At 61.5% G+C, this 24,593-nt stretch carries 26 protein-coding genes; 16 read left to right on the top strand and 10 right to left on the bottom strand.

Annotated elements, in window-relative coordinates:
• Positions 1–32: 32 nt before the first annotated feature.
• The 3 genes from rpsT to mutM form a co-directional block, all read right to left on the bottom strand.
• The gene (gene rpsT, locus E4Z66_RS16220) at positions 33–296 is read right to left on the bottom strand and encodes a 30S ribosomal protein S20 (protein WP_136464095.1); all 264 of its coding nucleotides are present in this window, start codon (positions 294–296) and stop codon (positions 33–35) included.
• A 178-nt stretch (positions 297–474) separates the two neighbouring features.
• Positions 475–1,251 carry an enoyl-CoA hydratase gene (locus E4Z66_RS16215; RefSeq protein ID WP_136464187.1) on the bottom strand — a complete coding sequence of 259 codons (777 nt, stop codon included), beginning with the start codon at positions 1,249–1,251 and terminating at the stop codon, positions 475–477.
• Between the two features lie 65 nt (positions 1,252–1,316).
• Positions 1,317–2,168 carry a bifunctional DNA-formamidopyrimidine glycosylase/DNA-(apurinic or apyrimidinic site) lyase gene (mutM, locus tag E4Z66_RS16210; RefSeq protein ID WP_136464094.1) on the bottom strand — a complete coding sequence of 284 codons (852 nt, stop codon included), beginning with the start codon at positions 2,166–2,168 and terminating at the stop codon, positions 1,317–1,319.
• A gap of 74 nt (positions 2,169–2,242) precedes the next feature.
• On the opposite strand from mutM, the gene ubiE reads away from it, so the two are divergent.
• From ubiE to E4Z66_RS16180, 6 genes are all read left to right on the top strand, one after another.
• The gene (gene ubiE, locus E4Z66_RS16205) at positions 2,243–2,995 is read left to right on the top strand and encodes a bifunctional demethylmenaquinone methyltransferase/2-methoxy-6-polyprenyl-1,4-benzoquinol methylase UbiE (RefSeq protein ID WP_136464093.1); all 753 of its coding nucleotides are present in this window, start codon (positions 2,243–2,245) and stop codon (positions 2,993–2,995) included.
• 4 nt (positions 2,996–2,999) lie between these two features.
• On the top strand, positions 3,000–4,535 hold the full coding sequence (gene ubiB, locus E4Z66_RS16200) for a 2-polyprenylphenol 6-hydroxylase (protein ID WP_136464092.1): 1,536 nt from the start codon (positions 3,000–3,002) through the stop codon (positions 4,533–4,535).
• Between the two features lie 57 nt (positions 4,536–4,592).
• A complete protein-coding gene (locus E4Z66_RS16195; protein WP_136464091.1) occupies positions 4,593–5,156 on the top strand; it encodes a helix-turn-helix domain-containing protein in 564 nt (187 codons plus the stop codon).
• Positions 5,157–5,251: 95 nt separating this feature from the next.
• Positions 5,252–6,436 carry a glycine C-acetyltransferase gene (locus E4Z66_RS16190; RefSeq protein ID WP_136464090.1) on the top strand — a complete coding sequence of 395 codons (1,185 nt, stop codon included), beginning with the start codon at positions 5,252–5,254 and terminating at the stop codon, positions 6,434–6,436.
• A complete protein-coding gene (gene tdh / locus E4Z66_RS16185) occupies positions 6,436–7,476 on the top strand; it encodes an L-threonine 3-dehydrogenase (protein WP_136464089.1) in 1,041 nt (346 codons plus the stop codon). Before E4Z66_RS16190 ends, tdh begins: the two co-directional genes overlap by 1 nt.
• A gap of 113 nt (positions 7,477–7,589) precedes the next feature.
• Positions 7,590–8,540 (top strand): PLP-dependent cysteine synthase family protein, encoded by a 951-nt coding sequence (locus E4Z66_RS16180; protein WP_246036049.1) that lies wholly within the window; start codon positions 7,590–7,592, stop codon positions 8,538–8,540.
• Here E4Z66_RS16180 and E4Z66_RS16175 read toward each other — a convergent pair.
• The 3 genes from E4Z66_RS16175 to E4Z66_RS16165 all read right to left on the bottom strand — a co-directional run bounded on the left by E4Z66_RS16175 (position 8,537) and on the right by E4Z66_RS16165 (position 12,256).
• Positions 8,537–9,268: a metallophosphoesterase family protein gene (locus E4Z66_RS16175; RefSeq protein WP_136464087.1), complete on the bottom strand. Its 732-nt coding sequence runs from the start codon at positions 9,266–9,268 to the stop codon at positions 8,537–8,539. The two genes, E4Z66_RS16180 and E4Z66_RS16175, sit on opposite strands and share 4 nt — an antisense overlap.
• Before the next feature lie 157 nt (positions 9,269–9,425).
• Positions 9,426–11,018, bottom strand: coding sequence for a phosphoglycerate dehydrogenase (serA, locus tag E4Z66_RS16170; RefSeq protein WP_136464086.1), 1,593 nt, complete (start codon positions 11,016–11,018; stop codon positions 9,426–9,428).
• Positions 11,019–11,101: 83 nt separating this feature from the next.
• Positions 11,102–12,256 carry a phosphoserine transaminase gene (locus E4Z66_RS16165; RefSeq protein WP_136464085.1) on the bottom strand — a complete coding sequence of 385 codons (1,155 nt, stop codon included), beginning with the start codon at positions 12,254–12,256 and terminating at the stop codon, positions 11,102–11,104.
• A gap of 154 nt (positions 12,257–12,410) precedes the next feature.
• On the opposite strand from E4Z66_RS16165, the gene serB reads away from it, so the two are divergent.
• Positions 12,411–13,289 carry a phosphoserine phosphatase SerB gene (gene serB, locus E4Z66_RS16160; protein ID WP_136464084.1) on the top strand — a complete coding sequence of 293 codons (879 nt, stop codon included), beginning with the start codon at positions 12,411–12,413 and terminating at the stop codon, positions 13,287–13,289.
• Between the two features lie 4 nt (positions 13,290–13,293).
• Here serB and E4Z66_RS16155 read toward each other — a convergent pair whose 3' ends face one another.
• A complete protein-coding gene (locus E4Z66_RS16155; protein ID WP_136464083.1) occupies positions 13,294–14,274 on the bottom strand; it encodes an asparaginase in 981 nt (326 codons plus the stop codon).
• Positions 14,275–14,449: 175 nt separating this feature from the next.
• On the opposite strand from E4Z66_RS16155, the gene E4Z66_RS16150 reads away from it, so the two are divergent.
• From E4Z66_RS16150 to E4Z66_RS16135, 4 genes are all read left to right on the top strand, one after another.
• Complete coding sequence (locus E4Z66_RS16150) at positions 14,450–14,983, top strand: invasion associated locus B family protein (protein ID WP_136464082.1); 534 nt, start codon at positions 14,450–14,452, stop codon at positions 14,981–14,983.
• Between the two features lie 126 nt (positions 14,984–15,109).
• The gene (rlmN, locus tag E4Z66_RS16145; RefSeq protein WP_136464081.1) at positions 15,110–16,279 is read left to right on the top strand and encodes a dual-specificity RNA methyltransferase RlmN; all 1,170 of its coding nucleotides are present in this window, start codon (positions 15,110–15,112) and stop codon (positions 16,277–16,279) included.
• Complete coding sequence (locus E4Z66_RS16140; protein ID WP_136464080.1) at positions 16,276–17,064, top strand: hypothetical protein; 789 nt, start codon at positions 16,276–16,278, stop codon at positions 17,062–17,064. Before rlmN ends, E4Z66_RS16140 begins: the two co-directional genes overlap by 4 nt.
• A 92-nt stretch (positions 17,065–17,156) precedes the next feature.
• Positions 17,157–17,369 carry a hypothetical protein gene (locus tag E4Z66_RS16135; RefSeq protein ID WP_136464079.1) on the top strand — a complete coding sequence of 71 codons (213 nt, stop codon included), beginning with the start codon at positions 17,157–17,159 and terminating at the stop codon, positions 17,367–17,369.
• Between the two features lie 10 nt (positions 17,370–17,379).
• Here the strand turns inward: E4Z66_RS16135 and E4Z66_RS16130 are convergent, their stop codons facing one another.
• Positions 17,380–18,222, bottom strand: a complete 843-nt coding sequence (locus E4Z66_RS16130) for an LOG family protein (RefSeq protein ID WP_136464078.1) — start codon at positions 18,220–18,222, stop codon at positions 17,380–17,382.
• Positions 18,223–18,301: 79 nt separating this feature from the next.
• On the opposite strand from E4Z66_RS16130, the gene E4Z66_RS16125 reads away from it, so the two are divergent.
• The 5 genes from E4Z66_RS16125 (at position 18,302) to E4Z66_RS16105 (ending at position 21,804) form a co-directional block, all read left to right on the top strand.
• Entirely contained in the window at positions 18,302–19,222 is a 921-nt protein-coding gene (locus E4Z66_RS16125; RefSeq protein WP_136464077.1) for a threonine/serine dehydratase, read from the top strand.
• Between the two features lie 74 nt (positions 19,223–19,296).
• Positions 19,297–20,124 (top strand): 2,3,4,5-tetrahydropyridine-2,6-dicarboxylate N-succinyltransferase, encoded by an 828-nt coding sequence (gene dapD / locus E4Z66_RS16120; protein ID WP_136464076.1) that lies wholly within the window; start codon positions 19,297–19,299, stop codon positions 20,122–20,124.
• 84 nt (positions 20,125–20,208) lie between these two features.
• Complete coding sequence (locus tag E4Z66_RS16115) at positions 20,209–20,922, top strand: cytochrome c biogenesis CcdA family protein (protein WP_136464075.1); 714 nt, start codon at positions 20,209–20,211, stop codon at positions 20,920–20,922.
• Positions 20,923–20,932: 10 nt separating this feature from the next.
• A complete protein-coding gene (locus tag E4Z66_RS16110) occupies positions 20,933–21,355 on the top strand; it encodes a thioredoxin family protein (RefSeq protein WP_136464074.1) in 423 nt (140 codons plus the stop codon).
• A gap of 98 nt (positions 21,356–21,453) precedes the next feature.
• Positions 21,454–21,804 (top strand): hypothetical protein, encoded by a 351-nt coding sequence (locus E4Z66_RS16105; RefSeq protein ID WP_136464073.1) that lies wholly within the window; start codon positions 21,454–21,456, stop codon positions 21,802–21,804.
• Here E4Z66_RS16105 and E4Z66_RS16100 read toward each other — a convergent pair whose 3' ends face one another.
• Together E4Z66_RS16100 and E4Z66_RS16095 are read right to left on the bottom strand one after the other, a co-directional pair.
• Entirely contained in the window at positions 21,805–22,896 is a 1,092-nt protein-coding gene (locus E4Z66_RS16100; RefSeq protein WP_136464072.1) for a Hint domain-containing protein, read from the bottom strand.
• Positions 22,893–24,464 carry a Hint domain-containing protein gene (locus E4Z66_RS16095; protein ID WP_136464071.1) on the bottom strand — a complete coding sequence of 524 codons (1,572 nt, stop codon included), beginning with the start codon at positions 24,462–24,464 and terminating at the stop codon, positions 22,893–22,895. The genes E4Z66_RS16100 and E4Z66_RS16095 overlap by 4 nt, the downstream gene beginning before the upstream one ends.
• Positions 24,465–24,593 lie beyond the last annotated feature (129 nt).

Genomic DNA, 24,593 nt, shown 5'->3' with positions numbered 1-24,593 from the left:
ACGCCTTTTCGTCAAATAAGAATCTCTGAATATCAGCTCAGGGCTTTCACGCGCGCGTTCAGGCGCGAGATTTTCCGGGATGCTGTATTCTTGTGGTAGACGCCTTTGGTGACGCCGCGCATGATCTCCGGCTGGGCCGAACGCAGTGCTGCAACTGCAGCATCTTTATCGCCGGAAGCGATCGCTTCTTCGACTTTGCGCAGGTAGGTGCGGATGCGGGAACGGCGTGCCTTGTTGACGGCAAAACGTTTTTCGTTCTGACGGGCGCGTTTCTTGGATTGGGGCGAATTAGCCATCGGTGTGTCCTTGCCTCAGGGTTGTCGTCAAAAAATGATACGTGACACCCCCAAGGGGATCCCGGTTTGTTACCGGGCTTCTCCTGCCAAAGCGGGCATCACACGCATGTCTGGCGGGCCGTATAGGCAAAGACCCGCCAAAAGTGAAGTGATTCTTTTCGGAACGCCGCGCAGGGCGTCACCGGTCGCGGAATTGCGCCTCTCGTTTTTCAAGAAACGCTTCCATGCCTTCGTTCTGATCTTCTGTCGCAAAGAGCGAATGGAACAGGCGGCGTTCGACCAGCAGACCTTCGGTCAGCGGCACTTCGAAGGACCGGTTCACGGCTTCCTTGGCGGTGCGCGCGGCGATCAGCGATTTCTCGGCGATCTTGTTGGCCGCGCTCATGGTCTCTTCCATCAGCTTCTTGGCCGGAACCACGCGGCTGACCAAACCGGAACGATCTGCCTCTTCGGCATCCATGAACCGACCGGTCAGGTTCATATCCATCGCCTTGGATTTGCCGACCGCCAGCGTCAGTCGTTGAGAGCCGCCCATCCCGGCGATAACGCCAAGGTTGATTTCGGGCTGGCCGAACTTGGCATTGTCGGCGGCGATGATGAAATCGCAGGCCATCGCGATCTCGCAGCCGCCCCCAAGCGCATAGCCGGACACTGCCGCGATGATCGGTTTGCGAATCTGCATGATCCGTACATTGGCATCGGCAAACAGGTTCACCGAGTTCACCTCGGCGAAGGACATGGTGGACATTTCCTTGATGTCGGCCCCGGCGGCAAAAGCCTTTTCGGACCCGGTCAGGACGATGCAGCGCACGCTGTCATTGGCATCCGCCTCTTCAAGCGCCGTCATCAACTCTCCCAGCAATTGCTGGTTCAGAGCGTTCAGCGCATCGGGGCGGTTCAACTTGATCAAGCAAATGTGGTCTTCGACGTCGACGATGATCGTCTCATAGGCCATGTCTGCAAGCTTTCCTGCTGTTGTCACGAAACCGAACCCTTAACACGGGCGGCGCGTCTTGCAAGTTATCTTTGACAGGTCGGGCAGTAGAAGGACGACCGCCCAGACTGGACGATCCGTGCCACGTGGGATGCGCAACCTTCGGTGGTGCAGGCCTGTCCTTCGCGGCCATAGACATCGAAGCTGTGCTGGAAATATCCAAGTTCCCCATCGGCTTGGCGGAAGTCTTTAAGAGACGATCCCCCTGCCGCGATGGCGTCCTGAAGAACGTCACGGACGATGGGCACCAATGCCGCAACCCGCTGCGCGGCAATGCGCCCGGCCTTGCGCGTGGGGGAAATTCCGCTGCGGAACAATGCCTCACAAACGTAAATATTGCCTAATCCCGCGACGATTCTCTGATCCAGCAGGGCGGATTTCACCGGGGTCATCTTGCCCTTGAAAGCGGCGATCAGGTGATCTTCGTGGAAATCGTTGCCCAAAGGCTCCGGCCCCAGAACGGCGAGCAGCTTGTGCGCCTCTGCCGTTGCCGTATCCAGAAGGTCCATCGCCCCGAACCGCCGTGGATCGTTGAAGGTGATGCGCGCGCCGTTCTCCATGTGGAATACAACATGGTCATGCTTTTCCGGCGCGGGGTGCTCATGCACGAACTGTCCGAGCGGGTCGCCGGAAATCAGCATCCGCCCGGACATGCCCAGATGAATCAGCAACGTCTCTCCCGTATCCAGATCGGCGAGGATATATTTCGACCGCCGCCGCAGCCGATCCACCCGCGCGCCGGTCAACCGCTCTGGCATCCGCGCAGGGAACGGCCAGCGCAGATCGGGCCGGTTCACATCCGCGCGCGCGATCACTGCCCCTTCCATCACAGGGGCCAATCCGCGGCGAACTGTCTCTACCTCTGGCAATTCGGGCATGGGGCGCTTTCCTTCGCATTGTACGTGGGGCTGAGCGCTCTATAACAAAGTCGAAATTTGACAGGTTGCAAGAGATGACCAACGCGGACGACAAGACCACCCATTTCGGCTTTGAAGATATTCCCGAAAGCCAGAAGGCCGGACGGGTGCAGGGGGTCTTCAATTCCGTCGCCTCCAAATACGACGTGATGAACGATGCGATGAGCATGGGGATTCACCGGATTTGGAAAGATGCGATGATGGATTGGCTGGCGCCGCGGCCCGGTCAAAAGCTGCTCGACGTGGCGGGGGGGACGGGGGATATCTCCTTTCGGTTCCTCAAACGTGCCGGCCATGGCCACGCCACCGTTCTGGACCTGACCGAGCCCATGCTGGTCGAAGGCCGCAAGCGGGCCGAGGCCGCGCAGATGGCGGACAGCCTTGATTGGGTGACGGGTGACGCGATGAAGCTGCCCTTCCGCGACAACACCTTTGACGTCTACACGATCAGCTTCGGTATCCGGAACGTCACGCGCCCGCTTGATGCGCTGCGCGAGGCGTATCGCGTTCTGAAGCCGGGCGGGCGGTTGATGGTGCTGGAATTCAGCCAGCTTCCCAATCCGGGGATGCAAAAGCTGTACGATCTATATTCCTTCAATGTCATCCCGCGCATGGGGCAGGCCATTGCCGGGGATCGCGACAGCTATCAGTACCTGGTGGAATCGATCCGCAAGTTCCCCGATCAGGAAACCTTCCTTGGCATGGTGCGCGAGGCCGGATTCGAGAACGCCAAGTATCGCAACCTGACCATGGGTGTGGCCTGCCTGCACTCCGGCTGGAAGATCTGACCCGGTGCGCGGCCCTCACAATATTCTGCGCCTGATCCGAACGGGCGCGACGCTGGAACGAACCGGCGCCATGAATGTGGTGCTGGATGCGTTCGATGCGCCCAAATCGCTGCGGTTTGTGGCGCGCACCCTAGGCTGGCCCTTCAAGTGGTTGGGCTACAAGGGCGACCCGTCCATGCCGCCCGCGACACGGGCGCTCACCGCGCTTGGCCCCGCCTACATCAAGTTCGGGCAGGTTCTGTCCACGCGCCCTGACGTGGTCGGCGATGAGCTGGCGCTGCAATTGCGGGTGCTTCAGGACAAGCTGCCGCCCTTCTCGGTGGAGGAAGCCAAGGCCGAAGTCGAACGCGAGCTTGGATTGCCGGTCGATCAGATTTTTTCGGAGTTTTCCGAGCCTGTCGCCGCTGCATCTATCGCGCAGGTCCACAAGGCCCGCCGCGCGGATACGGGTGAAGAAGTCGCGGTGAAGGTGCTGCGGCCTGGAATCGAACGCGCATTTCGACAGGATGTCGATGCGTTCTACCTTGCCGCCCGGATCGTCGATACGTTCTCTCCCGGATCGCGCCGCTTGCGTCCGCTGGAAGTGATCGAACATTTCGACGGCGTTGTGCGTGGTGAGTTGGATCTGCGGCTCGAAAGCTCTGCCGCGTCCGAATTCGACGCCAACACCAAGAATGACGAAGGCTTCCAACTGCCCCAGATCGTCTGGAGCCTGTCCGCCCGCCGTGTGATGACGCTGGGCTGGGCCGATGGTGTGCCGCTGGGGGACAACGCTGCTTTGGATCTGGCGGGGCATGATCGCCGCGCGCTGGGCGAACGGGTGCTGCGCGTGTTCCTGATGCACGCGCTGCGCGACGGATATTTCCACGCCGATATGCACCAGGGCAATCTCAAGGTCGCGGCGAATGGGGATATCATCGCCTATGATTTCGGGATCATGGGCCATATCGATGAATACACGCGCCGTGTGTACGCAGAGATTCTCTTTGGGTTCATCCGGCGCGATTACAAACGTGTGGCAGAAGTCCATTTCGAGGCGGGCTATGTGCCGCCCGACAAGGACGTTGAGGAATTCGCCCGCGCCCTGCGCGCTGTGGGCGAGCCGATATTCGGCATGGATGCGACGAAGATTTCCATGGGGCGGCTGCTGTCCTACCTTTTTGAAGTGACTGAACGCTTCGGCATGGAAACCCGGACAGAATTGATTCTGCTGCAACGCACCATGGTCGTGGTCGAAGGCGTTGCGCGCGGGCTGAACCCGCAGATAAACATCTGGGAAGCGGCCTCTCCGATTGTCACCGATTATATTCGCAAATCCGTGGGGCCGCGCGCCGTGCTGACGGACCTGACCAAGACCGCCCGCGTCATGGCCCGGTTTGGTCCGCGGCTGCCGGGTCTGGTGGAGAACGCCCTGATCAACCAGGCGCAATTGGAACCGTCGCACCGCCCGCAAGGTTTCTGGCGCTGGATCGCAATCACGGCGATCTGTTCCGCGATTGGCGGTGCCTTCTTCGTATTGCTGCTGGACTGGCTTCTCTGATCCGGCGGTGGACCGGACGGTTGACAGCCGCGCGCTGGCTGCGCCACTAACTCCGTCATGACGGAAGATGCCGACGCTATTTTGAACCGCTTGCCCGCACGCCTGAAAGACGCGCGGCGTGAAATGGGCCTGTCGCTTGACGCTGTGGCGAAACTCTCCGGCGTAAGCCGGTCGATGGTCAGCCAGATAGAGCGCGGCGAAAGCTCTCCGACGATTTCGACGCTGTGGAACCTGACGCGCGCCTTGCAGGTCGATTTCGCGGGGCTGCTGGACGAAGAAACCGTTGGCCCGAAGATCGACGTGTTGACGCGTGCCGCTGCGCCCAAGATCGAAAACCGGGGCTCAGGTTGCACGATTCGAATCCTCTCCCCGGCTGAAGAAGCTGGTCGCCATGAAATCTACGAGCTGGAATTCACCGCCGGTGGGGCCTTGCGCAGCCAGCCGCACAAGCGCGGTGCGTCCGAGCATCTGACAGTGATCGATGGCCACCTCACCGTGACAAGCGGCGGTGTCGAACGGCAGATTGGTCCCGGTGACACGGCGCGTTACCCGGCGGATTTGCCGCATTCGATCACCGCAGATGCGCCAGCGCGCGCCTTTCTGGTGGTGCGCGACGCCTGATTTCCTGCATCACGGAAAAGTTCCGCAATCATGGAAATCCGATATTTCGGACGCGGTTCCGTTATGCTACCTTTCTTGGGAAAGGAGTCGCTCTGATGCCCCAAAATTTCCTCGACCATATGACCGACACCCTCGCCGAGATCGACGCGGCGGGCCTGACCAAGCACGAACGCCTGATCACCTCGCCCCAAGGGGGAACCGTGCATGTCGGTGACCGTGAGGTCATCAACCTGTGCGCCAATAATTACCTTGGTCTGGCCGACCATCCCGATCTGGTCGCCGCTGCAAAAAGCGCGATGGATGGGCACGGCTATGGCATGGCGTCTGTTCGTTTCATCTGCGGCACGCAGGATCTGCACCGCCAGCTTGAACAGCGTCTGGCGGCCTTTCTGGGCAAGGATGACGCGATTCTCTTTGCGGCCTGTTTCGATGCCAATGGCGGCCTGTTCGAGCCGCTCTTCGGACCAGAGGACGCGATCATCTCGGACGCGCTGAACCACGCATCGATCATCGACGGGATTCGGCTGAGCAAGGCGCGCCGATATCGCTATGCGAATAATGACATGACCGCGCTGCGCGAAAAGCTACAACAGGCGCGCGACGAAGGGGCGCGACATATCGTGATCGCCACCGATGGCGTCTTTTCAATGGATGGCTATCTGGCCGATCTGCCCGGAATCACCGCGCTGGCGCAGGAATTCGATGCGGTTGTCATGGTGGATGATTGCCATTCCACCGGGTTCATGGGGCCGAAGGGGCGCGGCACGCCCGCGCATTTCGGGGTCGATGTGGACATCCTGACCGGGACTTTGGGCAAAGCATTGGGGGGCGCGCTGGGCGGCTATATCGCCGGGCCGCAGCCGGTGATCGACCTGCTGCGCCAACGCGCGCGGCCATATCTTTTTTCCAACGCGCTGCCGCCGATGATTGTGGCGGCCGGGCTTGAGGCGTTGCGTCTGGTCGAAGAGGGCGATGCGCTGCGTGACCGCCTATTCGAGAACGCGGCCTATTGGCGGGCCGGGCTGGAACGGCTCGGATTCGATCTGCTGCCGGGTGAACATCCAATCATTCCGGTAATGCTGGGCGATGCACGGCTGGCGCAGGACATGGCATCCAAGCTGTTCGAGGAAGGGGTTTATGTCAGCGGGTTCTTCTATCCGGTGGTGCCGCTTGGACAGGCGCGGATTCGCACCCAGATGAACGCGGCGCTGGACCGGGCCGCGCTGGATCGCGCGTTGGAAGCATTTGGCCGCGTGGGCAAAGCCGTGGGAGCGATCTGATGACGAATGAAATGCGCTGCCTCGTGAAATCGCGCGCTGAAGCAGGCCTGTGGATGGAGACCGCGCCGGTGCCAGAGATTGGGCCGGACGAAGTGCTGATCCGCGTCAACAAGACAGGTATCTGCGGCACCGATATACACATCTGGAATTGGGACGACTGGGCCCGGAAAACCGTGCCGGTGCCGCTGATTACGGGTCACGAATTCGCGGGCGAGATCGTGGAACTTGGCCGCAATGTCACCGGCTTGGAAATCGGTCAGCGTTGTTCGGGCGAAGGGCATCTGATCAAGCATAGCTCACGCCAGTCGCGCGCCGGAAAATTCCATCTGGACCCGGAAACACGTGGGATCGGGGTGAATGAACAAGGCGCCTTTGCCGAGTATCTGCGCCTGCCCGCGTTCAATGTGGTGACGCTTCCCGATGAGATCGATGACGAGATCGGCGCAATTCTGGATCCGCTGGGAAACGCGGTCCATACCGCGCTGAGCTTCGATCTGGTGGGCGAGGATGTTCTGATCACCGGGGCGGGGCCCATCGGCATCATGGCCGCCGCCGTCGCACGGCATGTGGGCGCGCGGCATGTGGTGATCACGGATGTGAATCAGGATCGGTTGGATCTGGCCGCGCGGGTTGTGGATGTGGTGCCGGTCAATGTCGCGCAGCAGGACCTGCGCGAGGTTGAGGCGGGCCTGAAGATGAGCGAGGGCTTCGACGTGGGGCTCGAAATGTCGGGCAACCAGACCGCGCTGGATCAGATGATCGACACGCTGGTGATGGGCGGGCGTATTGCCATGCTGGGCATCCCGCCGGGCAAATCCCCGGTAGATTGGAGCCGGATCGTCTTTAAGGCGATCACGATCAAAGGCGTCTACGGCCGCGAGATTTTCGAGACGTGGTACAAGATGATTGCCATGCTGGAAAACGGACTGGATGTGTCGAAAGTGATTACGCACCGCTTTGCCGCGCGTGATTTTGCCCAAGGGTTCGCGGCAATGCAGTCCGGTTCCAGCGGCAAGGTCGTTCTTGACTGGCGCGCCTGAGGCGCATTCGATGAAATTGCGTTCGGGCCACGCAGGCCTTGAGAGGGGCTGTCTGCCCCTCTCAAACTCTCCCCGAAAGTATTTTGAAACAGGCGAAAGAGCAAAAATTGGCGTTGAAATCGGTTTTGGATGCGATTGGGAACACGCCGGCTGTCTGGCTGGATCGGCTGACGGAGGCGGCCGATGTTCAGGGCAGGATCGTTGCCAAGCTGGATTATCTTAATCCGGGGTTTTCCAAGAAGGACCGGGCGGCGCTGGGGATCCTTCGCGCGGCGCAGGCCGAGGGGGCATTGTCCCCCGGGCAGACGGTTGTGGAACTGACCTCTGGCAATATGGGCACAGGCTTGGCGATTGTCTGCGGTGTCCTTGGCTATCCGTTCGTGGCGGTGATGAGCCGGGGCAATTCCTTGGAACGGGCCCGGATGATGGAGGCGCTGGGCGCTGAGGTCGTTCTGGTCGATCAGGCACCAGGTGCGCGTGTGGGCGAAGTGTCTGGTGCGGACCTGGCCTTGGTCGAGGAGGCAGCGCAGCAGATCACGCGGGCGAGGGGGGCCTTCCGTGCCGACCAGTTTCACCATCCGGGCAACGCGCGGTCGCATGAGGAGGGGACCGGGCCGGAGCTTTGGCAGGGCAGCGAAGGGACGCTGACCGCTTTTGTCGATTTTGCCGGGTCTGGCGGGACATTTGCGGGAACGATGCGCGGGTTGCAGGCTTTGGCGCCGGGCATACGGGGGTATATTCTGGAGCCCGAAGGCGCGGCGGTTTTGGCAGGTGAGGAAGTGACGCAACCTGCCCATCCGATTCAGGGGGGCGGGTATGCGATGGCCGAACTGGCCGCTTTGGCCGGGGTGACACCCAGTGGCTATGTGACGGTCAGCGGGCGAGTGGCGCGGGACACGGCCCGCACCCTTGCCCGGCGCGAAGGTATCTTCGGCGGGTTTTCCGCAGGTGCGAATGTCGCCGCCGCGCTGGAATTGCTGCGCGGGCCGGAACGGGGCGGCGTCATTGGCGTTGTGATCTGCGACAGTGGATTGAAGTATCTGTCGACCGATCTGTGGGGCTAACCGACCGGGGCGAGCCTTTGGCGTCCGTCACTGGTCAGTGTGAAACAGGCATCCCCCTCGAAACAGGCGATGGTGAGCGGGTTTCCGTACCCGGCCCCGGTGTCGAGATTGACCCGCGTGCCGTAATGGGTCGCCCGTTCGACCGGGGTGTGACCGTGCACCACAAGAAAGGGGAAGTTCGTCGGCGCGTCGTGAAATTCGCCCCTGATCCAAAGGAAATCCTCTTCCGTTTGATCATGGAGCGGAATGCCGGGGCGCAGACCGGCATGAACGAAGAGATGCCCGGCCTCCTCGTGGGATGTGTGCAGGTTTTGCAGGAAGGACAGGTGTTCGGGCGGCACCGCGTCTTGCGCGTTGGCATGGACCGCTTGCAGCCGCGTGTGTTCCGACCATGTGACGCCGTAGGAGGCCATCGTCTCGATTCCGCCGATACGTTCGTGAAACCAGTGGTAGCCGACCAGAAGGTGCGGGTCATGGCGCGGCTCGTCCTGCATGAACCATTCGAACATCCGGTCGTGATTGCCCTTGAGGCACACCCAGTTTCGGCCATCGTCCAACCCGGCGGAAAGCACATCGATCACGCCCTTGCTGTCGGGGCCGCGGTCGACGTAATCGCCCAGAAAAACGACCCGCGCATCGGAGCCACCGTCCTGTTCGATGCGTTCGAGTGCCGTGTCCAGCATCGCGCGTTGGCCGTGAATATCGCCCACGGCGTAGATCGGTGTCATTGTTGGTCGCCTTTCTTCGATACGTGTGCTGCGGTTGACGTGCCACGCGCCTCATCCGTTGTCGAGGCGGAAGTCTTTCGGGTGCGCCCCGGTGGGTGCCGCGAAAGAAAAAGGGCGCGCCATTGGCACGCCCTGCTCATTTCTTGATGCGACGGTGTTACGCGACGTCGAAGGCCAGTGGCCGAACCTGCCGGAACATCCCGGTATTGTGCAGGGTCTTCAGCACGTCCTCCGGGATGGCATCGTCGACATAGAGAAGCGCAATCGCCTCGCCGCCGACCGTGTTCCGGCCAAGGGTAAAGTTCGCGATGTTCACGCCGTTCTTGCCCATCGTGTTGCCGAGAAGGCCGATGATGCCGGGCACGTCTTCGTTGGTGGTGTAGAGCATATGCGCGCCGATCTCGGCGTCGATATTGATGCCCTTGATCTGGATGAAGCGCGGTTTCCCGTCCGAGAATACCGTCCCCGCGATGGAGCGTTCGCGCTTGTCCGTGACAACCGTCACCTTGATATACCCGTCGAACGCCCCGGATTTATCCTGATTGGTGGTGGAAATCTTGATGCCTTTTTCCTTCGCGATGAAGGGGGCCGACACCATGTTCACGTCCGGGTTCACACGTTTCATGATCCCGGCAACGGCAGAGCAGTTCAGCGCCTCAAGGTTCATGCTGGCGACGACACCGTCGTACAGGATGTTGATCGCCTTGATGGGTTCGTCGGTCAATTGGCCGATGAAGCTGCCAAGATGCCCGGCCAGATCGACCCACGGGCCCATGACCTTGGCTTCTTCGGCAGAGAGGGAGGGCGAGTTCAGCGCGTTTTCGACCGCACCATCGAGCAAGTAGTTGGACATCTGCTCTGCGACTTGCAGGGCGACGTTTTCCTGCGCTTCCGTGGTGGCCGCGCCAAGGTGCGGAGTGCAGACCACGTTGGGCAGGTTGAACAGGGGGTTCTCGGTCGCTGGCTCAACGCTGAACACGTCGAAGGCCGCGCCAGCCACGTGGCCGGATTTCAGCGCGTCGGCCAGTGCCGCCTCATCCACAAGGCCGCCGCGGGCACAGTTGATGATCCGCACGCCCTTTTTCATCTTGGCGATGGCTTCAGCGTCGATCATGCCGCGCGTCTGGTCAGTGGCGGGCACGTGCAGGGTGATGAAATCCGCGCGCTTGAGCAGATCGTCCAGTTCGACTTTCTCGACGCCCATCTTCTCGGCCTTTTCGGCGCCCAAGAAGGGATCATACGCGATGACTTTCATCTTCAGCCCACGGGCCCGGTCGCAGACGATGCCGCCGATATTGCCCGCGCCGATAACGCCAAGGGTCTTGCCTGTCAGTTCGACACCCATGAATTTGGACTTTTCCCACTTGCCGGCGTGGGTGGAAGCGCTGGCTTCGGGGATTTGACGGGCCACGGCGAACATCATGGCGATCGCATGTTCTGCGGTCGTGATCATGTTGCCGAAGGGCGTGTTCATCACGATGATGCCCTTCTTCGACGCAGCTTCCTTGTCGATATTATCGGTGCCGATCCCGGCGCGGCCGATGACTCTGAGATTGTCGGCAGCGGCGATGATCTTTTCCGTCACTTTCGTGGCAGAGCGGATGGCAAGACCGTCATACTGGCCGATCACTTCGGCGAGCTTGTCCTTGTCTTTGCCGAGGTCCGGTTGGAAATCCACTTCGATCCCGCGATCGCGGAAGATCTGGACAGCGGCGTCGGAGAGTTTGTCGGAGATGAGTACTTTAGGCATAGCTTTATCCTGAGCTTGGGTGCGCTCAAGCGCACCCTACGGGAGGGAATGGGGTGTAGGGTGCGCTTCAGCGCACCCTTGGATCAGGCGGCTTCCGCCAACGCGGTGATTTCCGCGTCGAAAGCCCAGTCGAGCCACGGCAGCATCGCTTCGATATCAGCCGTTTCGACCGTGCCGCCGCACCAGATCCGCAGACCGGCAGGGGCATCGCGATACGCGCCGACATCAAGGGCGACGCCTTCTGCTTCCAACCGTTTGGCGACCGCCTTTGCAAAGGCAGCCCCGTCGGTGATCCGCGGATCTGTGAACTTCAAGCAAACGGAGGTGTTGGAGCGTGTCGCGGCATCGACCGCCAGATTGTCGATCCAATCGCGGTTCGCGCAGAAATCCCAGATCGCCTGGGCATTGGCATCCGCCCGCGCGATCAACCCTTGCAGGCCGCCGACGCTGCGCGCCCATTTCAGGCAGTTCAGGTAATCCTCGACCGCCAGCATGGAGGGCGTGTTGATTGTCGCGCCCGAGAAGATACCGTCGATCAGCTTGCCGCCTTTGGTCAGGCGGAAAATCTTCGGCAACGGCCATGCAGGCGTGTAGCTTTCCAGCCGTTCCACCGCACGCGGGGACAGAATCAGCATCCCATGTGCCGCTTCGCCGCCCAGCACTTTCTGCCAGGAGAACGTCGTCACATCGAGCTTGTCCCAAGGTAAATCCATCGCGAAGGCGGCAGAAGTCGCGTCACAGATCGTCAGACCTGCGCGCGTGGCCGGAATGACATCGCCATTTGCGACACGCACACCAGAGGTCGTCCCGTTCCAAGTGAACACGACGTCCGTGTCGTAATCCAGTGCAGCCATGTCGACGATTTCGCCATAATCGGCGGTCTTTACCTCGGCATCGAGCTTCAACTGCTTGACCACATCCGTGACCCAGCCCGCGCCAAAGCTTTCCCAGGCAACCATGGTGCAGGGCCGTGCGCCCAAAAGCGACCACATGGCCATTTCCATCGCGCCGGTATCCGAGGCCGGAACGATCCCGATCTTGTAATCGGCGGGCACGCCAAGCAGCGTGCGCGTCTCTTCGATGGCGGCTTTGAGCTTGTCTTTGCCAACAGCCGCACGGTGCGACCGGCCAAGCGCCGCATCGGACAGATCATTCAGCGTGAATGTGGGGGGTTTGGCACAGGGGCCAGAAGAAAAACGCGGATTCATCGGCCGCGCGCCGGGTTGGGTCATAGCCATTAATGCTATCCTTCCAGATATTCGCCTCTCGTTGGGGAGAGGTGTCCCACGGACGGCGATACAGCGCGCGCCGCTCTGGCACAACAGACAAAACGTCGCTATAGCGCCGCTTGATCGCTCAAATGCGACAGACACGGCTACGATCGGAAACTCCATGTATGTCACAACGCTTTTGACCGCGCCCGGGGGCGCTGCGCTGGACGGCGCTTTGCTGGAATCGCTTCGCAATGCCTGGGCCGGGGAGGAGATCATCTGGCTGGCCCCGGACGAAGCCGCCGAATTTGCAATTCCCATCCTGCCGGAGAACCGTTGGGACGTGTGGGCCGATCTACAGAAAATCGGCGTCGATCTGATCGTGCAACCGGTGAAGGGGCGCCGCAAGAAGATGCTTCTGGCCGATATGGACAGCACGATGATCCAACAGGAATGTATCGACGAACTCGCGGATGCGGCGGGGATCGGGGATCACGTCAAGGCGATCACCGCGCGCGCCATGAATGGCGAGTTGGATTTTGAAGAGGCGCTGACGGAACGTGTTTCGTTGCTCAAGGGCTTGCCGGAAACGGTGATCGACGAGGTGCTGGCGCAGCGTATCACATTCATGCCGGGCGGGCGCGCCTTGCTTGCCACGATGAAGGCGAACGGGGCCTATTGCGCTCTGGTTTCGGGCGGGTTCACCGCCTTTACCCATAAGGTCGCGGCGACGCTGGGCTTTGACGAAAATCGCGCCAACACGCTTCTGGCGGAGAACGGAACGCTGTCCGGCGATGTTGCCCGGCCGATTCTGGGTCGCGCCGCGAAGGTGGACGCGCTGGAAGAGATCACCGAACGCCTCGGCCTGTCGGATGCGGATGTGATCGCGGTCGGCGATGGCGCGAATGATCTGGGGATGCTGGGCCGCGCCGGGGCCGGGGTGGCGCTGCATGCCAAGCCCGCCGTTGCCGCCGAATGCGATATTCGGATCAACCACGGCGATCTGACGGCGCTTTTGTACCTGCAAGGCTACGCCAAGTCGGACTTCGCAGAGGTCTGAGCGTTTATCGCAGCGCGTCCGTTGCGCGCTGCCAGCCGGTCTGGATACCGCGCCGGTTCAGGATCGGCGCATCAAGGTATTTCCGGGTTTCCGGGTGATCCACGTCCAGAACGCCCAATTTCACAAGAATGGCGGCAATCGCGCATTCACTGGCGCGCGTCGTACCGTCAGCAATCTTGAGCGCGACACCCAACTTCTTCTCGGGGATGATCGCGATAAAGAAACCCTCCGCCCCGGTTTTGATCGCCACGCGTCCGTCCATGGCCCGCATCAGATTGGTGCAGGCGCGGGTTTCCCCGGCGACCAGTTCCGGGTGAGTCGTCATCGCCGATACCAACCGCTGCTGCGGCGTGCCTTCGGCGGCGGTGGCGAATTTGGCCATCGCGCGGGCCATGCCGTGCAGGGATGTCGCGAAATTCGGGGCAGAGCATCCGTCGATGCCATAGCCCTGCACCTCTTCATCGGTCATCCGTTCCCACGCCTCGCGCCCCGCCAATTGCACAGGGTGGTCCGGGTCGATGTATTCGGGTCCGGCGCCAAGGTGCTTTGCCAGCGTCAAGAAACCCGCATGTTTGCCAGAACAGTTGTTGTGCAATTGGCAGGGGGCCTCATCGGCGCAGATCATCTGATTCCGGTACGGGATGTCTTCGCTTTGCTGCGGGCCGCAGCGCAGATCGGATTCGCCAAGACCCAGATCGCCCAGCCATGCCGACACCTTGTCCACATGGATACGTGCGCCCTGATGCGACGCGCAGGACAGCGCCAGTTGCGCGGTGGACAGCGAAAACGCATCCGCCGCGCCGCTTTCGATCAGGGGCAGCGCCTGCAACATCTTGGCCGAAGACCGGGGCAGCACGACCTGCGTGGGATCGCCCCATGCCTCGACGATGTCGCCTTGTGCGTCGCAGATCACCGCATGGCCGGTATGCACACTTTCGGCAAAGGGACCGCGCCACAGTTCGACCAATGGAATACCTGCTTGCATGATGCCCTCACAACTTGGCGAAATCCTGCCCAGAACCCTTTCGTTCGGGTCGGGTTTTGCTTTACTGTAGGCCCAATTGAGCGAAACAAGGCGCGTATGCAAGTGGCAAGAACAGGGCGAACGGCCTTGCGCCACGCGCGCAGACGAGGCGAAGGACAGTCCGGAGGCTGTAAGCATGAAGTTAATCAAATGGTTCGGGGCAGCGGTCACAGGCGTTGCGGTGGCAAGCGCGGCGTTTGCACAGGAACAGGACAGTTCCACCAACCGTGTGGCGGCCAAAACCGATTGGAGCGTGTTTGTCGACGAAAGCCCCAAGGAATGCTGGAGCGTGTCGACCCCCAAGGAAACCGTGAACACGCGCAATGGCAACGTGGTGGCGGTCAACCGTGGGCAAATCCTGCTGATGGTGTCGTTCCGTCCCAGTGAACAGATCAATGGCCAGGTGGCCTTTACCGGCGGCTATCCCTTCGCGGGCGGCTCCACCGTGAACATGAATATCGGGGGGACCGAGTTCGAATTGTTCACCGATGGCGAATGGGCATGGCCCGCATCCGCGCAGGACGACGCAAAGATCGTGACCGCGATGAAGCGCGGCGCGAATGCGGTGGTCTCTGCCCGGTCCAGCCGTGGCACGCAAACCAAGGACACGTTCAGCCTGCTTGGCTTTACGGCGGCTCTGGAAGATGCCGAAGGCCGCTGCGGCGGATAAACCTTATCGGCGGGGCGCCCTTGCGCGGCTGTCCCGCCCTTTGACATTGCTTGTTGCGTCCGAATCCTTTTGCATTCGGCGACCGTTCCTATATGAAGCTGCATCCCCAGCAACAGGACCACTGCGATGAGCGCGCCGATCACACAGGATGTCATGACGATCCCCCGGAAATTGCCGGAAGGGCCCGTGAACCTTGTCGGCCTGACGCGGGATCAGATGCGCGACACGCTGATCGCGCATGGCACGCCCGAAAAGCAGGCCAAGATGCGCACCAATCAGATCTGGCAGTGGATCTATCAGTGGGGCGTGCGCGACTTCGACGCGATGACAAACCTTGCCAAGGCCTATCGCGCGCAACTGGCCGAGAATTTCGTGATCGAAATCCCCGAGGTCGTGTCCAAACAGGTCTCTACCGATGGAACGCGCAAATACCTTGTGCGGATCGCCGGCGGGCACGAGGTCGAAGTCGTCTATATCCCCGAAGAAGGGCGCGGCACGCTGTGTGTCTCCAGCCAGGTTGGATGCACGCTCACATGTTCCTTCTGCCATACCGGCACGCAAAAGCTGGTGCGCAACCTGACGGCCGCGGAAATCGTCGGTCAGGTGATGATGGCGCGCGACGATCTGGATGAATGGCCGGTTCCCGGCGCGCCCAAGGACGAGACGCGGCTGCTGTCCAACATCGTGCTGATGGGCATGGGGGAGCCGCTTTATAATTTCGACAATGTGCGCGACGCGATGAAGATCGTGATGGACGGCGAAGGCATTCAATTGTCGCGCCGCCGCATCACGCTGAGCACCTCCGGCGTCGTGCCAGAGATCGCGCGCACCGCAGAAGAGATCGGCTGCCTGCTGGCTGTGTCATTTCACGCCACGACAGATGCGGTCCGCGACAAGCTTGTTCCCATCAACAAGCGGTGGAACATCGAAACGCTGCTGGACGCGCTGCGCGAATACCCGCGCCTGACCAACTCAGAGCGGATCACCTTTGAATATGTGATGCTCGACGGGATCAACGACACGGATGATGATGCCCGGCGGTTGGTCAAGCTGATCGAAGGCATCCCGGCCAAGGTCAACCTGATCCCGTTCAACGAATGGCCCGGTGCGCCGTATAAACGTTCCTCGAACAACCGCATCCGCGCCTTTGCCGACATCATCTACAAGGCAGGATATGCGTCGCCGATCCGCACACCGCGTGGCGAGGATATTCTTGCCGCCTGCGGCCAGTTGAAATCCGCGACCGAACGCGCGCGCAAGAGCCGGGCGGAAATCGCCAAGGAAGCCGGGCTGTGAAACGCCTGCTGCTTGCCCTCCTTCTTGTGGCAAGCGCCGCGCAGGCCGAGCTTTCGCGTTTCGAATATACCGGGCACTTAAGCTTCGATCCGAACCGGGTCATCAGTGCTGGCGGCGGAACGCTGGGCGCGCTGATGGCCGAGATTTTCGGGCCTTCTGCCGCGTCGGGTCAGGCGGTTGTCACCGGCCGGATGGCATACCAGACAGACACACCCGCCGCCGCCAAGAACGCGGTGATCGCCGGCTATCCCACAGCATTGCAGTCTTCACAGATTGACCTTGGGGCCGTGACGGTTGCACTGGATCTGGCGCAGGTCCGCGCCAATGCGGCAAGCAGTCAGATTGGTCTGGTGGCATTCCCGAATGGGGGCTTTTGCGTCGATTCGGAACATTGCGTGCCGCTGGGCGTGCGCAATGCCCCTTGGGGCATGGCCGGGATCGCGCTCAATGGCAGCCGCAGCTTTCTGCATGACGAGACCGGAACTTCCGATCTGAATGTGGATGTGTTCGGTTTTCTGATGGGCCGCACCGCCGCGCCGGGTGAATTTGCCCCTGCGCTTCAGACGTCTGGCTTTGGTGTCGTGTCCGTACACGGCCTGTCCTGGGGGCTGTTCGGCCTGCCCGGCAGCGATTTTCTGACCAGCCTGACCCTGCCGCCCATGACGCAATTCGAAGGCACGACTCAGATCGGCCGCACAGAGCTTTGGCTTGAGTTCGAAGGCGGCACGCTACTTCAGACGATCCGGGTCGAAGGCGTGATTTCGGCGGTAAACGTGCTGAAATAGCCTCTCGCCACGAAACTTCCCCAATCGCGAACCATTCCCGCCACGCTTACTGGGCTGGATGCTTGCCAAGTTGGTAAACGGTGGAGTGGACCATGCTACAAGCGAATATCGAGAACGCGAAAGAGCTGGACGAGATGCGGCAGTTCGTACTGTCCGAGCGGGAAAAATGCCTGTCCCGGCGTGAGTGGAAACATCGCCTTCTGGGCTTTGGCTACGCGGTGACAGAGACCCGGACGGGTCAGTTGATCACGCGGCTGTCCACGAAGGAAACCATCTGCCTGATGAACGTCACCGCCGTCGCCTGAACGGGCCGTTTTACCGGCCCGGAATGTGGTCGCGTTTTTCCGGCTTTGGCCATGCTTCGATGATTTCCAGCGCCTCGGCGGCGGAATCGACATAACGGAACAGGTCTAGATCCTCGGGAGAGATCGTGCCGGCGTCTTTCAGCGCTTCCCAGTTGATGATGTTCTCCCAGAACGCACGTCCGAACAGCAGGAAGGGCACACGTTCCATCCGGCCAGTTTGAATCAGCGTCAGCGATTCGAACATTTCATCCAGCGTTCCAAACCCACCCGGGAATACACAGATCGCGCGCGCACGCATCAGGAAGTGCATTTTGCGGATCGCGAAATAGTGGAAGTTGAAGCACAGCTCCGGTGACACGAATTCATTTGGGGCCTGCTCGTGCGGCAGCACGATGTTCAGACCAATGGACCGTCCGCCCGCATCATGCGCGCCGCGATTGCCTGCTTCCATCACGCCGGGGCCGCCGCCCGTTGCCACCACCAGTTCCCGCCCGCCGGTTTCCAGCGATTTTTCGGTCACGATGCGCGAAAAGACCCGCGCTTCGTCATAGAACCGCGAAAGCTCTGCCAAGGTCTGCGTCTTGGCTTTGTCCTTATGCGCAGGGGCGGGGATGCGGGCACCGCCGAACAGCACCACGGTGCTTTCCACGCCGGATTCGTTCATCGCCATTTCCGGCTTCAGCAGTTCCAGTTGCAGCCGCACCGGGCGCAATTCGTCCCGCAGCAGAAACTCTTCATCCGCGAAAGCAAGGCGGTAAGCCGGCGCGCGGGTCTGCGGGGTATCCGGAACGCCCTCGGCAGTGTCGAGGTCGGTATGGGCGTCGCGAAAGCGGCTGTGGCGGTCGTCATTCATTTTACTGTCTCCGGCTTGCGGGTTCTGCCCGTGCTTATAGGGTGTGCGGATTGATGACCAGTCATGGGAGCGTGCTTGAATGGAGTGGACCAACAAGATCGAGGCGGCCGCGCAGCGGATCGCAGGGCATGTCCGTGTGACGCCCGTGCTGCAAACGGCGGGGTTTGGCCTTGATCGGCCGCTGGAATTCAAGTTGGAGCAGACCCAGCACACCGGGTCGTTCAAGGCGCGCGGGGCGTTTAATACGCTTCTGTCCACGCCCGTACCGACGGCCGGGATCGTTGCCGCCAGCGGGGGCAATCATGGGGCGGCGGTGGGATACGCTGCTGCGCAACTGGGGCACCCTGCGACCATCTTCGTGCCAGAGATCGCAGGCCCTTCCAAGCTTGCATTGATCGAACGCACCGGCGCGGATTTGCGCGTGGTAAAAGGCGCTTATGCCGAAGCGCTCGCCGAGGCGCGGGCGTTCGAGGAACAGACCGGTGCGGGGCAGGTACATGCCTATGACGCGATTCCCACGGTCGAAGGGCAGGGCACCGTCATGCGCGAATGGGAAGCGCAAGGGCTGCAAGCCGACACCGTCTTGATTGCGGTGGGCGGTGGCGGGTTGGTCGCCGGGGCGATGGCGTGGTTGCAAGGACGGCGCAAGATCGTCGCGGTCGAGCCGGAGCGTTGCGCCGCGCTGTATCAGGCACGCAAAACCGGGGCGCCGCTGGATGTGGATGTCAGCGGGGTTGCGGCCAATGCGCTGGGCGCGCGCCGGATCGGCCAGATCTGTTTCGACCTTGCTCAGGCGCAGGACTTGACCTGCGTTACGGTGACCGACGACGCGATCCTGCATGCGCAGACCGCGCTGTGGCAGGAATTGCGACAATTGGTGGAACCGGCAGGGGCGGCGGCCCTGGCTGCGCTGATGTCGGGGGCCTACACGCCAGAGCCGGGCGAACGTGTCGCGATACTGGTCTGCGGCGGAAACATCGCCCCTGATCCACTGGCCTGACGCCGTGCGGGCAGTTGCCTAACACCGCCCAGACGGCTATGCCGCCGGAAACCGAAGTCAGGGAGACTGCCCACATGTCCAATGCACAGCTTGAAACCGCGATCGAAGCCGCATGGGAGGTGCGTGACACGATCACATCCGCCACCACGGGCGAGACCCGCGAGGCAATCGAAGACACGTTGAATGCGCTCGACAGTGGCGCGCTGCGCGTGGCCGAACGTCGTGAAAACGGCGACTGGCACGTGAACCAATGGGCCAAGAAGGCCGTGCTTCTGGGCTTCCGCATCAAGGATATGGAAGAACAATCCGGCGGTCCGCAAGGCTCGGGCTGGTGGGACAAGGTCGATAGCAAGTTCAAGGGCTGGGGCGAAAGCGAATGGAAAGCCGCTGGCTTCCGGGCGGTCCCCAACGCGGTGGTTCGTAAATCCGCCTATATCGCACCGGGCGTGGTGCTGATGCCGTCCTTCACAAACCTTGGCGCATATGTCGACGAAGGCACGATGGTCGATACATGGGCGACGGTCGGCTCCTGCGCGCAGATCGGCAAGAACGTACACCTGTCCGGCGGCGTCGGTATTGGCGGCGTGTTGGAGCCGATGCAGGCTGGCCCGACGATCATCGAAGACAACTGCTTTATCGGTGCGCGATCGGAAGTGGTCGAAGGCTGCATCGTGCGCGAAGGGTCTGTGCTTGGCATGGGTGTGTTCATCGGTCAGTCGACCAAGATCGTCGACCGTGAAACCGGCGAGGTCATGTATGGCGAAGTGCCGCCCTATTCGGTGGTGGTTGCCGGGTCGATGCCGTCCAAGAACAACATCAATCTGTACTGCGCGGTCATCGTGAAGCGCGTGGATGAAAAGACCCGTTCCAAAACGGGTATCAACGAATTGCTGCGCGACTAAGGTTACAAACGCTGACAGCAACGTTACAACGCGGCAGGGACTTGTCATTTCTGCCGCGTGACCGCCCGATGTAGAAGCTGGGTCATGGACCTGTTCTTCGCATATCTCGCCGGGCTGCTGACCCTGATCAATCCCTGTGTACTGCCGGTGCTGCCCATCGTGCTGGCAACGGCGCTCAATGCCGACCGCCGCGGCCCCATCGCCCTGGCGGCGGGGATGAGCCTGTCTTTCGTGACCTTCGGCATGGTCGTGGCGACCTTCGGGCGCGCCATTGGCCTGACCGAGGATGTCTTGGCCAATGCCGGCGGCGTTGCCATGCTGCTGTTCGGGCTGATCATGCTGGTCCCGGCATTGTCCGGGCGTTTTGAAACCGCGCTTGCCGGTGTGTCGTCCAAGGCGGACAGCACGTTGATGCAGTCGGGCGCGCAGGGGCTGGGCGGGCAGTTCCTGGGCGGCTTGCTTCTTGGCGCGGTCTGGAGCCCCTGCATCGGGCCGACGCTGGGCGGGGCCATCGCGCTGGCCAGCCAAGGCGAAAGCCTGCTTTGGGCGCTTCTGATCATGATCTTCTTCTCTGCCGGTGTGTCGACGCTGATCCTTGGGATCGGTCTTGGCGGGCAGGAGCTGATCCGTTCGCGGGCGCAAGCACTGCGCGGCATCGCCGCCAAATCCAAGACGATCCTTGGTGTCGTCTTTATCGCGGTCGGGCTGATGATCCTGTTCCGCGTCCATCACATCATCGAAGCTTGGGCGGTACGCACCCTGCCGTACTGGCTCACCGACCTTTCTGTTATGTTCTAAGGAGAACGACATGCAACGACGTACCTTTTTGACCGCCTCCCTTCTTGCTGCCGTTGCCCCGGCGTTGGCCTTTGCATCGGACAGCATGATCCAGTTCGACGACAGCGACCCGATCCAGACGGCGCTGGCAGAGGGCAAAACCGTCTTCGTCGATTATTCGGCCACATGGTGCGGCACGTGCGCCCGTCAGGCCCGTGTGATCGACGCGCTGCGGTCGCAGAACCCCGATTATGACGCCAATATCGTCTTCGTGAATGTCGATTGGGACGATTACAAATCCGCGCCCGTGACCACATCGCGCAACATCCCGCGCCGCTCTACCCTGCTTGTCCTGAAGGGCGATGCGGAACTGGGCCGCATCGTGGCTGGCACCGCCGAGGCGGAAATCAAGGCGCTGATGGATACAGCCCTGAAGGCGGCGACGACCTCCTGACCCCGGTACTGATCCTGACCTCGTGCCCGGCCTTGGAATCCCGGCCGTAAACACGGAAGGGGCTTGATCCCGTTTCCGGGGCCTCATAAGCCGGGCGCATGGCACAGGATAAACCAGTCAAGAAAAAGAAAAGCGCGCAGCAGGTGTTTACCCTGCTCGTGCAGGTCGGACGCAAAGAAGGCGATGGCCTTCCCGACAAGGCCACCGGCGCGGGGCTGATCTGCTATGCAGGCGGCGTCGACGAGGCCGAGGCCGTGCGCGAGACCGTGGCAATCCTGAAGCAGGCCGACATGGCGCCGCTGGATGTCACCGGGCATGGCACGGTGGAAGAACGCTTGGCCCAAGGCCATGAGATCGAAGAGGACGAGCGGGCCTTGATGCAGCGCGCGCTTGAGGAAAACGCCGTGATCGTCGCGCAGGTCACGCCGTTTTACGACACGCCCGAATAATCACGCCGCACGGTCTGCCGCCAAGGTGATCGCCTCGAAGGCGCTGGGCACCGGATAGATCGGCTTTGCATGTTCGGGCAGTTTGCTGCGCGGCAAGTCACGCAGGATCGATGCGGCAAGCTCGGTGCGATGCCGTCTGAGGCGGCCGACATACAGGCTTTCGAACAATGCGCCGGCGCATAGAACGGGATCGTGGCTTGGCAGAAGCAGTTGCACATATTCTGCCACCGGTCCCTGCGCGCCTTCGGTGGCGACGGTTCCATTTGCGGCGTGGCCTGCCGGAACCAGCACGGCTTCTTGTCCGAACGTGTATTCGACATCGCAGCCCGACAGGATAAGCCGCTGCGATGCGGCCACGGTGACATCCTGCGTCAGTCCGAAATACGGTGCGCGCAGGCGCAAGGGGCGAAAGCTGCCGCGCGCTGGCACACGGCGGCGCAGGGCAAACAAGACGGGCACCGCATCACCACCCGAACTGATCACCGTGTCGCCCCGGCGCAAACTGCCTGCCGGAACCGTCCCGAACGGGGTATCGACCGGCGTATCAAGGCCAAGCGTGGGCGTCGGGCCCAAGGGTTCCACCTGCGACGACAGCGCCGCGAACCGGATCGCGGGCGACAAGGTGTCCTGCCCCATCAGCAGGTCGTGCATATCCTCAAGCGATACAGGCAACGGGTCTTCGATGCCCTGCGCCAAGAACCGCAGCCCGCCCGGGCGTTCAACTGACAGACGCGCCAAATTGCGATCATGGTCCCAGGAATAGGCGATGCGCAGCGTATCCACGCGCGTTCGGCTTTCGATGCGAACCACGGCGCGGCGTTGTTCTGCGCCCTGCGCCATCATCAGCGCAACGCCGCCGCCGGGAAGAAAGCTCAACCGGAACAGGCTTTTGATGTGCCCGGAGGAGGTAGCGCTTTCGACAAGGCTATCGGCCCCCATCGCATTGGGCGTGTCCGCTTCGATCACCAACGTGCCGCGCAGCATGGTGCCGCCCTGACCGGGCGTGCAGGCCGAACCCTCTTTGCGGTCCAATCCCAACCCGCGCTGACAGAACCGTTTCGCAGTCCGATCAGCGAGGGCGAGCCAGGTCATGCCACTGCGCTTTCATGCATCAGCAACTCGGCCTCATATCGGCGAAGACTGCGCCGCGCCGCCGGGCCATAGCCTTGCCCCGTGGCCGGATCGAGTTCCGGGAACAGGGCGCAGATTTCCTGCAAGGTTTCCTGATCGAAACTCGCGCTGGTCTGGGGGCCGGGCAGAAAGCTTTCCGTCGCCAACCCTTCGGAGAACACAACCTGATGCTGGTCGAACAGCAGATGAACATACGTCACCTCGCCGCCGGGTTGGCGCAGGACCGTCGCGTCGTTCACCAGATCGCGCGCCGCGACCAGAACCTCATCCTCGCCGAAAAGAAGCTCTGCCATCTCGTCCCGGATCAGCACGCGGTGCAGCGGCGACAGCAGCACGTCGCGATGCGCGCCAAACGTCTTTGCCCGGATCAGGATAGGGGCAAACGGACCCTCTGCCGCGACTTGGCGCGTGCCGATCCAGCGCAAGGGCTGGGCCCCGTGATCCTTTGTCAGAACCAGATCGCCGGGGGACAGGGTTTCGACCGGAACATCGCCCTGCGGCGTGGCGATCAGCGTACCGGCAACAAAGCAAGGCACCTGATCGACATTCACGATCCCGGTATCCGTGATCGTGCCGTCAGTCACCTTGTAGGTGAAGTTGTAATCCTCGGTATCGCCATCGCCCGTGACCGTCAGCGTTCCGTCCGCATTCAGCGTCACCATGGACCCGGATGGCAGCGTGACGGTGCTTCCTGCCGTGACGGAGACGCCGTTGATATGGGTAATGCTCAGCGTGCCGGTCCCGCTGTAGGTATCGTTGGCCAGCACATCCAGCGTCTTGGAGCCGTTCGGATAGACAGAGGTCTCGTCCGTCAGTGCAGCCAGCGTCGTTTGCGCAGAATCCGCAGCGATCAAAAGCGCGGAGTCATAAGTGCTGTCAGCCACATCCGCGATGCCGATCCGGATGGAGTTGACCGAACCCGCATTGACCGGGACCGTCAGCGTCATCGTGACAGTGAAGCCATCCATCTCGGTGTTGAAGGCGTCATTGCTGTTATCGATATAGAGGTTCGAGTTTTCACCGGAATTGATGTTTCCCGGGTCCGTGTCGCCGTTGCCGACATCGATCTCGACCAATGTGCCATTGATCCAGACACCCACGAAATCCTGATAGACCGAGCTTTGGAACTCTGGGTATTCCTCGGACGCGAACACGAACTGCATCGTCAGCAGATCGCCCGTCGGCACGAAATCGACGTCCAGATAGGCCGCATCATAGGTACGCGCACCGGCCGCCGCATTGAAGTCAGCTATGTTGTTCCCGCCAGTCGTGTTGGAACTGGTGCTGTTGCTTTGGTTTTCCTGCCCGGAACTATTCGTGAAGTCGGACACGAAGCCCGTCGACAGGATCACGCCCTGATCGCTGGGTGTCACGCCGGGCGTGACCGTATCGCCATTGCTGTACACACCAGAGCTACGGAAATCCCCGTTATAGGAAGCGCCGGTGATCGTAACGTCGTCGCCAAAGATCGTTTCCGCCATCAGCAGGGCGGTCGCGTTCTGGTTTATCGGCAAGCTTGAAGCAACCATGATCTACCTCGTATCCTGCACGAGACAGCGCACACGCCCACCACGAAGGGCGGAGACGGAATGAGTGTTGCGGCTTGTTTTTTGTGTGCCGCGATCTGCGTGTGACCTGCCTCGGGTCTGTATTATTGC

The sequence above is a fragment of the Aliishimia ponticola genome, from assembly GCF_004803475.1.
Taxonomy (GTDB): domain Bacteria; phylum Pseudomonadota; class Alphaproteobacteria; order Rhodobacterales; family Rhodobacteraceae; genus Aliishimia; species Aliishimia ponticola.
The sequence above is the reverse complement of the archived record's forward strand: the minus strand, read 5'-3'. Positions and strand labels throughout refer to the sequence as shown.

Bases quoted from the DNA above. Each gene is read 5' to 3' on its own strand.
- rpsT (WP_136464095.1), bottom strand. From the start codon at position 296: ATGGCTAATTCGCCCCAATCCAAGAAACGCGCCCGTCAGAACGAAAAA.
- E4Z66_RS16215 (WP_136464187.1), bottom strand. From the start codon at position 1,251: ATGGCCTATGAGACGATCATCGTCGACGTCGAAGACCACATTTGCTTG.
- mutM (WP_136464094.1), bottom strand. From the start codon at position 2,168: ATGCCCGAATTGCCAGAGGTAGAGACAGTTCGCCGCGGATTGGCCCCT.
- ubiE (WP_136464093.1), top strand. From the start codon at position 2,243: ATGACCAACGCGGACGACAAGACCACCCATTTCGGCTTTGAAGATATT.
- E4Z66_RS16195 (WP_136464091.1), top strand. From the start codon at position 4,593: ATGACGGAAGATGCCGACGCTATTTTGAACCGCTTGCCCGCACGCCTG.
- E4Z66_RS16190 (WP_136464090.1), top strand. From the start codon at position 5,252: ATGCCCCAAAATTTCCTCGACCATATGACCGACACCCTCGCCGAGATC.
- tdh (WP_136464089.1), top strand. From the start codon at position 6,436: ATGACGAATGAAATGCGCTGCCTCGTGAAATCGCGCGCTGAAGCAGGC.
- E4Z66_RS16175 (WP_136464087.1), bottom strand. From the start codon at position 9,268: ATGACACCGATCTACGCCGTGGGCGATATTCACGGCCAACGCGCGATG.
- serA (WP_136464086.1), bottom strand. From the start codon at position 11,018: ATGCCTAAAGTACTCATCTCCGACAAACTCTCCGACGCCGCTGTCCAG.
- E4Z66_RS16165 (WP_136464085.1), bottom strand. From the start codon at position 12,256: ATGGCTATGACCCAACCCGGCGCGCGGCCGATGAATCCGCGTTTTTCT.
- serB (WP_136464084.1), top strand. From the start codon at position 12,411: ATGTATGTCACAACGCTTTTGACCGCGCCCGGGGGCGCTGCGCTGGAC.
- E4Z66_RS16155 (WP_136464083.1), bottom strand. From the start codon at position 14,274: ATGCAAGCAGGTATTCCATTGGTCGAACTGTGGCGCGGTCCCTTTGCC.
- E4Z66_RS16150 (WP_136464082.1), top strand. From the start codon at position 14,450: ATGAAGTTAATCAAATGGTTCGGGGCAGCGGTCACAGGCGTTGCGGTG.
- rlmN (WP_136464081.1), top strand. From the start codon at position 15,110: ATGAGCGCGCCGATCACACAGGATGTCATGACGATCCCCCGGAAATTG.
- E4Z66_RS16135 (WP_136464079.1), top strand. From the start codon at position 17,157: ATGCTACAAGCGAATATCGAGAACGCGAAAGAGCTGGACGAGATGCGG.
- E4Z66_RS16130 (WP_136464078.1), bottom strand. From the start codon at position 18,222: ATGAATGACGACCGCCACAGCCGCTTTCGCGACGCCCATACCGACCTC.
- E4Z66_RS16125 (WP_136464077.1), top strand. From the start codon at position 18,302: ATGGAGTGGACCAACAAGATCGAGGCGGCCGCGCAGCGGATCGCAGGG.
- dapD (WP_136464076.1), top strand. From the start codon at position 19,297: ATGTCCAATGCACAGCTTGAAACCGCGATCGAAGCCGCATGGGAGGTG.
- E4Z66_RS16115 (WP_136464075.1), top strand. From the start codon at position 20,209: ATGGACCTGTTCTTCGCATATCTCGCCGGGCTGCTGACCCTGATCAAT.
- E4Z66_RS16110 (WP_136464074.1), top strand. From the start codon at position 20,933: ATGCAACGACGTACCTTTTTGACCGCCTCCCTTCTTGCTGCCGTTGCC.
- E4Z66_RS16105 (WP_136464073.1), top strand. From the start codon at position 21,454: ATGGCACAGGATAAACCAGTCAAGAAAAAGAAAAGCGCGCAGCAGGTG.
- E4Z66_RS16100 (WP_136464072.1), bottom strand. From the start codon at position 22,896: ATGACCTGGCTCGCCCTCGCTGATCGGACTGCGAAACGGTTCTGTCAG.
- E4Z66_RS16095 (WP_136464071.1), bottom strand. From the start codon at position 24,464: ATGGTTGCTTCAAGCTTGCCGATAAACCAGAACGCGACCGCCCTGCTG.